This window comes from Streptomyces sp. NPDC036984 (assembly GCF_055607665.1).
This window is the reverse complement of the sequence record NZ_JBVJRL010000020.1, coordinates 49,881-61,502: the sequence shown is the minus strand read 5'-3', so window position 1 is coordinate 61,502 and position 11,622 is coordinate 49,881. Positions and strand designations below refer to the sequence as shown.

Genomic DNA, 11,622 nt, shown 5'->3' with positions numbered 1-11,622 from the left:
CCCTTCCAGAGTACGGGGGCGCGGGAACCAGGTCCGCCGCATATCCGTTGACGATCACATGGGGGCGACGGCGGAGACGACAGCGGGCGACGGCGACCGGCGGCTCGGGCGGCGGGCCCTGCTCGTCGGCGGGGTCGCGGCGGCCGTGGGCACGGCGGCGCTGGCCCGGGACGAGCTGTCCCGGCTGTGGTGGCGGCTGCCGGGGGTGGACAAGCCGCGGGTGGCGGGCGCGGTCGACTTCCGGGGCGCGCGCTGGGTGGCGGCCTCGTCGGCGAACTACCGGCGGGCGGACCGGCCGGCGGACTACCGGGTGGACCGGGTGGTCGTCCATGTCACGCAGGGCGGCTACGCCTCGGCGGTGAAGGCCTTCCAGGACCCGGCGCACGGCGCCGCGGCGCACTACATCGTGCGCAGCGACGGGCGGATCACCCAGCTGATCCGCGAGCTGGACGTGGCCTTCCACGCGGGCAACCGGGAGTACAACGAGCGCAGTGTCGGCATCGAGCACGAGGGCTTCGTGGAGGAGGCGCGCTCCTTCACGGACGCGATGTACGCGTCCTCGGCGCGGCTGACGGCGGCCATATGCCGGCGCTACGGCATACCCGCCGACCGGGATCACGTCATCGGGCACGTGGAGGTGCCGGGCACGGACCACACGGACCCCGGCCCGCACTGGGACTGGGACCGCTACCTACGGCAGGTGCGCCGGGCAGGCCCCTGAGCGGTCACGTCAGTCCGGCCGCCCGGGCCCGTTCCACGGCCGGGCCGATCGCCTTGGCGACCGCCTCCACGTCCGCCTCCGTGGACGTGTGGCCGAGCGAGAAGCGCAGGGTGCCGCGGGCCAGGTCCGGGTCGGTACCGGTGGCGAGCAGGACGTGGCTGGGCTGGGCGACGCCCGCGGTGCAGGCGGAGCCGGTGGAGCACTCGATGCCCTGGGCGTCCAGCAGGAGCAGCAGGGAGTCGCCCTCGCAGCCGGGGAAGGTGAAGTGGGCGTTGGCCGGGAGCCGGCCCTCGGGCGCCGGGTCGCCGCCGAGGATCGCGTCCGGTACGGCGCCGCGCACGGCGTCGATCAGCTGGTCGCGCAGGGCGCCGATCTCGCGGGCGAACCAGGCGCGCTGCTCGGCGGCGAGCCGGCCGGCGACGGCGAAGGAGGCGACGGCCGGGACGTCCAGCGTGCCCGAGCGGACGTGCCGCTCCTGGCCGCCGCCGTGCAGGACGGGTACGGGGGTGTACTCCCGGCCGAGGATCAGGGCGCCGATGCCGTACGGGCCGCCGATCTTGTGGCCCGACACCGTCATCGCGGCGAGGCCCGAGGCGTCGAAGCCGACCGGGACCTGACCGAACGCCTGGACCGCGTCGGCGTGCAGCGGGACCCCGAACTCGGCGGTGGTGTCCGCGAGTTCGCGGATCGGCATGACCGTACCGATCTCGTTGTTGGCCCACATCACGGTGGCCAGGGCGACGTCGTCGGGGTTGCGGGCGATGGCCTCGCGCAGCGCCTCGGGGTGGACGCGGCCGTAGGAGTCGACGGGGAGGTACTCGACGGTGGCGCCCTCGTGCTCGCCGAGCCAGTGCACGGCGTCCAGCACGGCGTGGTGCTCGACGGGGCTGGCCAGGACGCGGGTCCGGGCCGGGTCGGCGGCACGGCGGGCCCAGTACAGGCCCTTGACGGCGAGGTTGTCGGCCTCGGTGCCGCCCGAGGTGAAGACGACCTCGCTGGGGCGGGCGCCGAGCGCTTCCGCAAGGGTCTCGCGGGATTCCTCGACCGTGCGGCGGGCCTGGCGGCCGGATGCGTGGAGGGAGGAGGCATTGCCCGTGATGCTCAACTGGGCGGTGAGTGCCTCTGCCGCCTCCGGGAGCATCGGGGTTGTCGCGGCGTGGTCGAGGTAAGCCATGGTGAGGCCGATTCTACGGGGCCTTCGCCGTCGGCTTTGGCGGCGAGTGGGGTGCAGCGGAGTCGGGGTGCCCCGTCGTCCTCGGGGCTCAGGCGTTCCTCACCCGCTCCGCGGAACCCTGTGTCACAGGCTCCAGGAGACCGTGCCGGAGATTTCCATCGCCGTCACCAGGACCACCAGGTCCGCGATGCCCAGGGTCAGGCCCAGGTAGGCGCGGCCTCGGCGGTCGGTGCCGCGCCAGAGGGCGACGGCGGCCAGGACGATAGCGATCGGACCGAGGAAGAGGTTGAGGACGAGCAGGCCGAGGAGGCCGAGGATGAAGGACGCGACGGCCATGCCGTCGGCGTCGCGCGGGCGCGGGCGGGTGTCGGTGCGGCCGGTGGCCGGTGCGGTGAGTTGCATGATGCTCAGCTCCTGAGGTCCTTTCCGGTGGTCAGTTGGCCGAGGTGTGGCGACGGCGGCCGTGGCGCTCGCGGATCGCGAAGACGGCGAGCCAGACGCCGATGACGGCGGCCAGGACGGCGGTGACGGTCAGCGGTGCGTGGGCGACGGTGCCCAGCACGACTCCGAGCAGCATGAGTGCGGCGACGAGGAACAGCATGGGATCGGATCCCCCCTCCTAGATACCTCGTGTTCAGCCGGTGTGAAGTTTCGGTGAACAGTTGTAGTAACAGTTGTTCACTGACTTCGAGTCTAGCGCGCTCGACGGCTTTTCAATTCCAGAGAACAGTTGTTAACTGGATGACATGAGTCACACCCTCGGCATCCGGCAGGCCCAGAAGCAGAAGACCCGGCAGGCGTTCCTCGACGCGGCGCTCGTGCTGCTGGAGGAGCAAAGCCTCAGCAGCCTGGGCCTGCGCGAGGTCACCCGGGCCGTCGGGGTGGCCCCGACCGCCTTCTACCGGCACTTCCGCTCGACCGCCGACCTCGGTGTAGCCCTGGTCGACGAGGCGCTGGGCAGCCTGCACCCGATGGTGCGGACGACGGTGTCCACGACGGGCGACAGTACGGAACGCATCGCGCGCGCCATCGAGCTGATCGCCCATCACGTAGACGCGTACCCCGCACATGTCCGTTTTATCGCCCGGGAACGGCACGGCGGTGTGCAGCCGGTGCGCGAGGCCATCCGGGCCCAACTGGTCCGGTTCGCCGAGGAGGTCAAGGTCGAGCTGGCCAAGGACCCGGAGGCGGCGGGCTGGAGCGACGACGACCTGCTGATGCTCGCGCATCTCTACGTCGACCAGATGCTCCTCACCGCCTCCCTCTTCCTGGAGGCCCTGGAGGCCCCGGCGGAGGAGCGGGAGCGGGTGACCCAACTCGCCGCCCGCCAGCTGCGGCTCATCAGCATCGGCCGCAGCCACTGGCTGGACTGAGCCGGGCAGCCCCGCCGGGCCTGCCCCCCCCGCCCTGCCCGCCGGGCGCACCGCCGGGCATACCCGAGGGCGTCCCGCTCGGCTTCACCGTGGCGGCTACCGAAGGCGCTCCGGACGGCACCCCCGAAGCCCCGGACGGCACTCCCGACGGCGCCCCGGACGGGTGAAGCGCGACTCAAGCCCCCTGTCCCGCCTCGGGTTTCAGGCGTCCGTCCGCTCCGCCCCCTGATACAGAGCCGTGACCGAGCGGGCGCCCGCCAGCAGCTCCGCGCGGGCTTCCGGCGGGTCGAGGACCTCCACCCGGTCGGAGAGCGCGAGCAGTTGGCGTACGGCGCGCAGCAGCGGGTAGGTCAGCCGGGCGGTGACCCACTCGCCCACGCCGTCGTCGTCGAGGGGGCCCGTCAGCTGGGCGGCGGTCATCCTCTGGAACATGTCGACCAGCTCGCGCGGCACCCGGACGGTGACCTCGACGCCGCCCTCCCGCTCCTCCACCTGTCGGCGCAACACCTCCCAGACATCGGCGAGTTCGGCCCCGGCCCGGCGCCGTACGGGCTCGTCCAGCAGCCGGGCCGAGCGCACCCGGTCGGCGCGGAAGAGGCGCGGCCGGCCCCGCTGGTCGGCGACCAGGTACCAGACCCCGGCCTTGGCGACGAGGCCGTACGGATCCACGGTGTACGTCCGAGGCTCCCGCTCCCCGCTGTGCCGGTACCGCAGCCGCACGCGCCGGTCGGAGAACACCGCGTCCTGGAGCGCCTCCAGGTCGACGGCCTGCCGCGGACCGCTCAGCCAGCGGGTGGCGTCGACCAGGATGCGCCGGCTGGTCACCTCGGCGGCGGGCCGGTACGGCGCCGGGAGCGCGGCCATCACCTTGCGCAGGGCCGAGCCGAGGGCCGCGTCGAGGCCGAGCGCGGCATGGGTGCCCTGCGCGGCCAGGACGAACAGGGCGCGGGACTCGTCGGCGGTCAGCCCCGTGACGTCGGTGCGGAAGCCGGGGAGGAGTTCGATGCCGCCGTGCCGTCCGCGCTCGGCGTACACCGGGACGCCGGCGGCGGACAGCGCCTCGACGTCCCGGTAGATGGTGCGGACCGACACCTCCAGCCGGTCGGCGAGTTCGGGCGCGGGGACACGGCCCCGGGTCTGGAGGAGCAGCAGGATCGACAGCAGCCGGTCGGACTTCACGCGCTCAGGATCCCGCCGTCGCGAGGCCCCGCGCAAATGTTGACGGAAGGTGTCAGGTTATCCGGGCATGCTCGCCCCACCGACCCACGGAGAGGCACACCATGACCAGCACCGAGTTCATCGACCCTCGCCCCCTCTACGTCCGCGCCACCGAGCAGGCGGCAGCCCTGATCAAGAACGTGCGCCCCGAAGACCTGACCCGGCCGACGCCGTGTTCCGAGTTCGACGTCCGGGGTCTGCTGAGCCACATCGTCGGCGGCACCCGGCGGATCGCGGTGGTGGGCGAGGGCGGCGACGGGCTCGCCGTGCACCCGTCCGCCGAGGGCGTCGAGGACGACGGCTGGGCCGCGGCCTACGACGAGGTGCGGGTCCGCGTCCTGAAGGCCTGGGAGAGCGACGAGCGGATGGCGGCCGCGGTGCGCGTGCCCTGGGGCGAGGTCCCCGGCCACGCGGCACTGTCGGGCTACGTCATGGAGATCGTCACGCACACCTGGGACCTCGCCGAGGCGATCGGCGACCGGCGGGAACTCGACCCGGAGCTGGCCGAGTTCGCGCTCGCCACGGCCCGCGCGGTGCTGCCGGACTCCCGTCCCCGGGACGCGGAGACGCCCTTCGGCGCCCGCCGCGAGGCACCGGCGGGGGCCGGCGCCTACGAGCGGCTGGCGGCCTGGCTGGGGCGGGAGCCGCTCAGCCGAGCCTGACCCGGGCCAGCTGGCGGGACTGGGCGACCAGACGGTCCTCGCTGTCCCACACCTCGGCGTCCTCCTCCAGGAAGCCGCCGGCGAGGTTGCGGGTGGTGATCGACACCCGCAGCGGGCCGGGGGCCGGGCGGTGGCGGACGTGGACGGTGAGTTCCACCGTCGGGACCCAGCCCTTCAGACCGATCTCGAAGGCGGTGGGCGGGAGGGCGTCGACCGCGAGCAGCAGCGAGAACGGGTCGGCGTCGCGGCCGTCGGCGAGGCCGAACCAGGCGCGCATCTCGCCCTTGCCGGAAGGAGCGCCGAGCGCCCAGCCGAGGGTGGCGGGGTCCAGCTTGAGCATCAGCCGGTCGGCGATGGCGGAGCTGCCGTCGACCGGGGCCGGCCCGTCCTCGGGGCCGAAGCACTGGTCCATGGGCGGGATGGGGGGCGGGGTGGCCGTCGTACGGACGTCGTCGGGGAGGGTGGCGAGGTCGCCGTAGGAGGCGAGGACGCGGATGCGTTCCACCTCGTTGCCCTCGGCGTCGTACTGGAAGAGCGAGGCCTGGCCGGTCGACAGGGTCCGGCCGGTGCGCACGGTCTCGGTGCGGACGACCGCCGGGCCGGGCTGGGAGGCGGTCAGGTAGTGCGCGGAGATGGTGAAGGGGTCCGGGTGCGGGAGGGTGTCCGCGAGGGCCCGGCCGAGCACGGCCAGCAGGTAACCGCCGTTGACGGCGCTGATGATGGTCCAGCCGGCGGAGAGGTCGATGTCGTAGACGCCGGGCTCGCGCCGGGTGACCGCCGTGTCGCGGTCGAACTCGCTGTCACCGATCACGGCTCGCACGGCGGGGACGGAAGCTGCTTCTGGCATGGCTGAACGGTACAGCAGAAAACTACTAAGCGGTAGCTTTTTGTGTGACGGGCAGATGACATGATCCAGCCTCCGGGTGAGGTTCCGGCAATTTCTCGGTAAGTGTCCGGACACGTCCTCAACCCCGGGCGGCCGATCTCCCTCTATGGGGACATGAGCCTCACCGGGACTCCGTTCCTCTACATGACCATCGTGCTGTCCGTGGTCGCCCTGATACTGCCGCTCGTCCTGTGGTCGCGGATGCGCGGGCCCCGGCCGCTGCGGGCCGCGGCCCGGGTGCTGATGCTGCTGTTCGCCCAGGGCACGGCCGTCACCCTGGTCTTCGTGCTGGTCAACAACCAGAACAACCTGTACGACAACTGGGCCGACCTGCTCGGCACCGGCAACCACGTCCAGCAGGCCGCCGACCTCGGCCGGGACGGCACCGGCGGCATCTCGGTGAAACGGTTGCCCAAGGTGAGACAGACCTTCGCGGCGGCGGACGGCCCCGGCATGCGCACGGCCGGCGGAGTGCGCGTCACCCAGCTCAAGGGCCGGGTCTCCGGGGTGAACGCCGAGGTCTACGTCTGGCTGCCGCCGCAGTACGACGACCCGGCCTACCGCCACAAGAAGTTCCCGGTGGTGGAGCTGCTGCCGGGCTACCCCGGTTCCGCGAAAGCGTGGTTCGGGGCGATGCAGACCCATGAGCAGCTGCTGCCGCTGATGGAGAACGGCCAGGTGGCGCCGTTCATCCTGGTCGCCCCGCGCACCAACCTGCTGGCCGGCGTGGACACCGGCTGCGCCAACATCCCGGGACAGGTCAACGCCGACAGCTGGCTCAGCGTCGACGTGCCCAAGATGGTCATGGACAACTTCCGGGCCCAGCCGGCCCCCCAGGGCTGGGCGGTGGCCGGCTACTCGGCCGGCGCGCACTGCGCGGTCAAGCTGGCCGTGGCCCACCCCGACCGGTACCGGGCGGCGGTGAGCATGTCCGGCTACAACGACCCGATCGGCGAACGCAACTCCCTCGCCGCCCAGTCGCCCGCGCTGCGGGCCGCGAACAACCCCTACCTGCTGCTGCAGAAGGCGGCCGTACCGCCCCCGGTCGCGCTGTACCTCTCCGGCGAGTCCGGCGACGGTTACCAGGCGGGCCTGGCTCTGGAGTCCATCGCCAAGGCGCCGACCACCGTGCGCGTGGTGTTCCTGCCGCGCAGCGCGGGCGGTCACACCATGGCGCTGTGGCGGCCCCAGGTGCCCACGGTCTTCCGCTGGCTGACCCTCCAGATGGGGCAGAGCCGCGCCAAGGGCCAGGACGGGTCCGTCGTCGGGTCCCCCGCCGGGGCTACTCCTCCCTCACCGTCGACCGGCGGTTCCACGCACGCGGCGCTCGCCAGTGGAACCGCATCGCGAGCAGGCGCAGTACGAAAGCCGTGACGACCGCGAGGCCGGAGGTGAACGGGGTCAGGGCGTCGTAGCGGATGCACAGGACGATCATCGTGGCGCCGACGATCGCCGGGACCGCGTACAGATCGCGGTCCCAGCGCAGCAGCGAGGGCACCTCGTTCGCCAGCACGTCGCGCAGCACACCGCCGCCGACGGCGGTCGCGAGGCCCAGCGTCGCCGACGCGGTCAGGCCGAGGCCGTAGCTGTACGCCTTCGTCGTACCGCTGACACAGAACAGGCCGAGGCCGGCCGCGTCGAAGACGAGCACCGCCGCCTGGATGCGCTCCACGTGCGGGTGCAGGAAGAAGACGACGAGCGTGGCGAGCAGCGGGGTGACGAAGTACCCGAGGTCCGTGAAGGCGGCCGGGGGTACGGCTCCGATGATCAGGTCGCGGAACAGTCCGCCGCCCAGCGCGGTGACCTCGGCGAGGACGGCGATGCCGAAGACGTCGAAGTTCTTCCGGACGGCCAGCAGCGCGCCGGAGATCGCGAAGACGAAGATGCCGACCAGGTCGAGCGTGTGCTGGACGGAGGGACTGAAGAGTTGCTGGAGCTGCACCCTGACATTCTCACCCGTCAGCGCGCGCAAACCTTACAAAGCCAGGTTGACGGGCATGGTCGAGCGGGAGAGTACGGCACTCTCCCGCTCGGATCCGTATGCGCTACTTGTCGGTCGACTTCTCGGCGGCCGGGGTCGCGTCAGAGGCCGCGGGCTCCTCGGAGGCCGGGGTCTCTTCGGAAGCCGGGGTCTCTTCAGAAGCCGCAGGCTTCTCGGACGCCGCCGTCTCCTCGGAGGCCGCAGCCGCCGTCTCCTCGGAAACCGCCGTCGCCTCGGCCTCGGTCGGCTCCTCGGCCTCGGTCGGCTTCTCGGTGGCGGCCGGCTTCTCGGTGGCGGCCGGCTCCTCGGTGGCGGCCGGCTTCTTCTGCTGCTCCGCGTCCGGTACCAGCTCCGACGCCTTCTTCGCCGCCGACAGCAGGACCGTGTCCTGCGGGGCCTGGTCGGCGAAGTTCTCCGGGTGGTGGCAGGCCACCCGCTGACCCGGCCTCAGCTCCACGAGCTGGGGCTCGGTCGTCTTGCAGATCTCCGTCGCCTTCCAGCAGCGGGTGTGGAAGCGGCAGCCGGAGGGCGGGGCGATCGGGGACGGGACGTCGCCGCGGAGCAGGATGCGCTCGCTCTTCTGGCCCCGGCGCGTCGGGTCCGGCACCGGCACCGCGGACATCAGCGCCTTGGTGTACGGGTGCATCGGCGCCTCGTACAGCGAGGTGCGGTCGGCGATTTCCACGATCTTGCCGAGGTACATCACCGCGATGCGGTCCGAGACATGGCGGACCACGGAGAGGTCGTGGGCGATGATCACGTAGGTGAGGCCCAGTTCCTCCTGGAGGTCGTCCATGAGGTTCACGACCTGCGCCTGGATCGACACGTCCAGCGCGGAGACCGGCTCGTCCGCGACGACCAGCTTCGGCTTCAGGGCGAGCGCGCGGGCGATGCCGATGCGCTGGCGCTGACCGCCGGAGAACTCGTGCGGGTAGCGGTTGAAGTGCTCGGGGCTGAGGCCCACCAGCTCCAGCAGCCGCTGGACCTCCTTCTTCACCCCGCCCTCCGGCTCCACGCCCTGGAGCCGGAAGGGCGCCGAGACGATCGAGCCGATGGTGTGGCGGGGGTTCAGGGAGCCGTACGGGTCCTGGAAGATCATCTGGATGTCGCGGCGCAGCGGGCGCATCTGCCCGGTGCCGAGCCGCGTGATGTCCCGGCCCTCGAAGGTGATCCGGCCGCCCGTCGGGTCCTGGAGCCGGGTGATGACCCGGCCCATGGTCGACTTGCCGCAGCCCGACTCGCCGACCACGCCCAGGGTCTCGCCCTTGCGCACCTCGAAGTCGATGCCGTCGACGGCCTTCACGGCACCGACCTGGCGCTGCAGGATGCCCTTCTTGATCGGGAAGTGCTTGGTCAGGCCCTCGACCTTGAGCAGCACGTCACGGTCCTCGGGAGCCGACGCCTGCTTCGGGACCGCCGCCTCGGCGGCCGTGTCCGTCTTCTTGGTCTCACTCACAGCTTCGGCGCAATCTCTTCGGTCCAGATCCGCTGGCGGTCCTCGGCCGAGAGGTGGCAGGCGGACCAGTGCCCGGTGCTCACCTGCTCCAGCTCGGGGCGCACCGTGCGGGTGACGTTCCCCTTGGGGATGTCCGCGTACGGGCAGCGCGGGTGGAAGGCGCAGCCCGAGGGGACGTTGATGAGGCTCGGCGGCGAGCCCTTGACCGGGATGAGCCGTTCGGAGGTCTCGCGGTCGATGCGGGGCATCGAGCCGAGCAGGCCCCAGGTGTAGGGGTGCTGCGGCTGTTCGAAGACCTCGTCGGCCGGACCGCGCTCCACGCACCGGCCGCCGTACATCACGAGGACGTCGTCGGCGATCTCGGCGACCACACCGAGGTCGTGGGTGATCATGATGACCGCGGAGCCGAACTCCTTCTGGAGATCCCGGATCAGGTCGAGGATCTGCGCCTGGACGGTCACGTCGAGGGCGGTGGTCGGCTCGTCCGCGATGAGCAGCTCGGGGTTGTTCACCAACGCCATGGCGATCATGGCGCGCTGGCGCATACCGCCGGAGAACTCGTGCGGGTAGCCGTCGACGCGCTTGGCGGGCTCGGGGATGCCGACGCGGTCGAGCATCTCGATGGCCCGCTTGCGGGCGACCTTCTTGCTGACGCTGTGGTGCACCCGGTACGCCTCGACGATCTGGTCGCCGATCTTGTAATAGGGGTGCATCGCGGACAGCGGGTCCTGGAAGATCATCGCCATCTCCCGGCCGCGGAGCTTGCGCACCTCGTCCGGGGCGGCGGAGACCAGTTCCTTGCCGTCCAGCCAGATCTCACCGGACATCTGCACGTTCTTGCCGCGCGCGCCGAGCCGGTGCAGGCCCATGATGGCGAGCGAGGTGACCGACTTGCCGGAGCCGGACTCGCCCACGATGGCGAGGGTCCGGCCCTTCTCCAGCGAGAAGTTCAGCCCGTCGACGGACTTGACCAGACCGTCGTCGGTCGGGAAGTGCACCTTGAGGTCGCGGACCTCCAGGAAGGCGTCGGGCGCCTTGCCGGAGTCGGTGGGCTCGCCCACCGCGGCGCCGGTCTTGGAGAGTTCGGTCACGAGAGCCTCACGCGCGGGTCGGCGGCGGCGTAGAGCACGTCCACCACAAGATTTGCGATCACGACGAAGAAGGCGGCGAGCAGGGTCACGCCGAGGATCTTGGGCAGGTCGTTGTCGGTGATGCCCTGCACGGCGTACTGGCCGATGCCGCCCAGCGAGAAGACGCTCTCGGTGATCACGGCGCCGCCGAGCAGCAGACCGAGGTCCATGCCGAACACGGTGATGATCGGGGTGAGGGCCGCGCGCAGACCGTGCCGGACCACGACGTTGCGCTCGCGCAGGCCCTTGGCGCGGGCCGTGCGGATGAAGTCCTCGTTCATCGTCTCCAGCATGCCCGAGCGGGTGAGCCGGGCGTAGATGGCGGAGTACAGCAGCGCCAGCGAACACCACGCCGGGAAGAGGGTGTTGGCCCACTGCTCGGGGTTCTCGGTGAACGGGACGTAGTCGCGTCCGAAGATCGGCCACTTGAAGACGAAGAGCAGGATCGCCAGGTTCCCCGTGAAGAACATGGGCAGCGAGACACCGGCGAGTGCGATGCCCATGAAGGTGCGGTCGAAGATCGAGCGCGGCTTCAGCGCGGAGATGACACCGATGACCACACCCGAGACGAGCCACAGCACGGCCGCGCCCGCGGCCAGCGAGAGGGTGATCGGAATGCGCGAGGTGAGCTGCGGCCAGACCGGGACGTGGTCCTTGAAGGAGTAGCCGAAGCAGGGCACGTCGCAGTGCACCGTGGTGGGCCCGAGGTTGTAGTCGGCGCCGGCCACGATCCCCTTGATGAAGTGCCAGTACTGGACGTAGACGGGCTGGTCCAGACCGAGGTTGTGCTTGACCGCGGCGATGTCCGCCTTCGACGGGCTCTTGCCGATGTACTGCTGCGCCAGCTGGTCCGCTGTCTGGCCGGCGAGCCGTGGCAGCAGGAAGAAGATGGCAAAGGTGACCGCGGAGACGACCAGCAGCAGGATCACTGCCGCGAACGTCCGGCGGAGGATGTACGAGATCACGGGGATCGGCGCTGGTGCCCGCGGGCCGCGAAGCCCGCGGGCACCAATGCCTTCAC

13 protein-coding genes are annotated in these 11,622 nt (G+C 71.4%); 4 read left to right on the top strand and 9 right to left on the bottom strand.

Annotated elements, in window-relative coordinates; genetic code table 11:
- The first annotated feature begins 58 nt into the window (after positions 1 to 58).
- A complete protein-coding gene (locus ACZ7DL_RS29805) occupies positions 59 to 721 on the top strand; it encodes an N-acetylmuramoyl-L-alanine amidase (protein ID WP_470778792.1) in 663 nt (220 codons plus the stop codon).
- A gap of 4 nt (positions 722 to 725) precedes the next feature.
- Here the strand turns inward: ACZ7DL_RS29805 and ACZ7DL_RS29800 are convergent, their stop codons facing one another.
- From ACZ7DL_RS29800 to ACZ7DL_RS29790, 3 genes are all read right to left on the bottom strand, one after another.
- Positions 726 to 1,895: a cysteine desulfurase family protein gene (locus tag ACZ7DL_RS29800; protein ID WP_470778791.1), complete on the bottom strand. Its 1,170-nt coding sequence runs from the start codon at positions 1,893 to 1,895 to the stop codon at positions 726 to 728.
- 123 nt (positions 1,896 to 2,018) lie between these two features.
- Positions 2,019 to 2,297, bottom strand: a complete 279-nt coding sequence (locus ACZ7DL_RS29795) for a DUF4190 domain-containing protein (protein WP_470778789.1) — start codon at positions 2,295 to 2,297, stop codon at positions 2,019 to 2,021.
- A 31-nt stretch (positions 2,298 to 2,328) separates the two neighbouring features.
- Positions 2,329 to 2,496: a hypothetical protein gene (locus ACZ7DL_RS29790; RefSeq protein ID WP_470778787.1), complete on the bottom strand. Its 168-nt coding sequence runs from the start codon at positions 2,494 to 2,496 to the stop codon at positions 2,329 to 2,331.
- Positions 2,497 to 2,641: 145 nt separating this feature from the next.
- Between ACZ7DL_RS29790 and ACZ7DL_RS29785 the strand changes: the two genes are divergently transcribed.
- A complete protein-coding gene (locus tag ACZ7DL_RS29785; RefSeq protein WP_470778786.1) occupies positions 2,642 to 3,268 on the top strand; it encodes a TetR family transcriptional regulator in 627 nt (208 codons plus the stop codon).
- A 201-nt stretch (positions 3,269 to 3,469) separates the two neighbouring features.
- Here ACZ7DL_RS29785 and ACZ7DL_RS29780 read toward each other — a convergent pair whose 3' ends face one another.
- Positions 3,470 to 4,447: a helix-turn-helix transcriptional regulator gene (locus ACZ7DL_RS29780; RefSeq protein ID WP_470778784.1), complete on the bottom strand. Its 978-nt coding sequence runs from the start codon at positions 4,445 to 4,447 to the stop codon at positions 3,470 to 3,472.
- Positions 4,448 to 4,548: 101 nt separating this feature from the next.
- Here ACZ7DL_RS29780 and ACZ7DL_RS29775 point away from each other — a divergent pair, with 101 nt between their 5' ends.
- Entirely contained in the window at positions 4,549 to 5,148 is a 600-nt protein-coding gene (locus ACZ7DL_RS29775; RefSeq protein WP_470778781.1) for a TIGR03086 family metal-binding protein, read from the top strand.
- Here the strand turns inward: ACZ7DL_RS29775 and ACZ7DL_RS29770 are convergent.
- Positions 5,135 to 5,995: a thioesterase family protein gene (locus ACZ7DL_RS29770; RefSeq protein ID WP_470778779.1), complete on the bottom strand. Its 861-nt coding sequence runs from the start codon at positions 5,993 to 5,995 to the stop codon at positions 5,135 to 5,137. The genes ACZ7DL_RS29775 and ACZ7DL_RS29770 overlap by 14 nt on opposite strands.
- Positions 5,996 to 6,148: 153 nt before the next feature.
- Between ACZ7DL_RS29770 and ACZ7DL_RS29765 the strand changes: the two genes are divergently transcribed.
- Positions 6,149 to 7,408, top strand: coding sequence for an alpha/beta hydrolase (locus ACZ7DL_RS29765; protein WP_470778777.1), 1,260 nt, complete (start codon positions 6,149 to 6,151; stop codon positions 7,406 to 7,408).
- Here ACZ7DL_RS29765 and ACZ7DL_RS29760 read toward each other — a convergent pair.
- The 4 genes from ACZ7DL_RS29760 to ACZ7DL_RS29745 all read right to left on the bottom strand — a co-directional run bounded on the left by ACZ7DL_RS29760 (position 7,317) and on the right by ACZ7DL_RS29745 (position 11,566).
- Positions 7,317 to 7,976, bottom strand: coding sequence for a trimeric intracellular cation channel family protein (locus ACZ7DL_RS29760; RefSeq protein ID WP_470778776.1), 660 nt, complete (start codon positions 7,974 to 7,976; stop codon positions 7,317 to 7,319). The genes ACZ7DL_RS29765 and ACZ7DL_RS29760 overlap by 92 nt on opposite strands.
- Positions 7,977 to 8,079: 103 nt before the next feature.
- Positions 8,080 to 9,471: an ABC transporter ATP-binding protein gene (locus ACZ7DL_RS29755; RefSeq protein WP_470778775.1), complete on the bottom strand. Its 1,392-nt coding sequence runs from the start codon at positions 9,469 to 9,471 to the stop codon at positions 8,080 to 8,082.
- Positions 9,468 to 10,562, bottom strand: coding sequence for an ABC transporter ATP-binding protein (locus tag ACZ7DL_RS29750; protein ID WP_470778773.1), 1,095 nt, complete (start codon positions 10,560 to 10,562; stop codon positions 9,468 to 9,470). Before ACZ7DL_RS29750 ends, ACZ7DL_RS29755 begins: the two co-directional genes overlap by 4 nt.
- The gene (locus tag ACZ7DL_RS29745; RefSeq protein WP_470778771.1) at positions 10,559 to 11,566 is read right to left on the bottom strand and encodes an ABC transporter permease; all 1,008 of its coding nucleotides are present in this window, start codon (positions 11,564 to 11,566) and stop codon (positions 10,559 to 10,561) included. Before ACZ7DL_RS29745 ends, ACZ7DL_RS29750 begins: the two co-directional genes overlap by 4 nt.
- Positions 11,567 to 11,622: the final 56 nt, after the last annotated feature.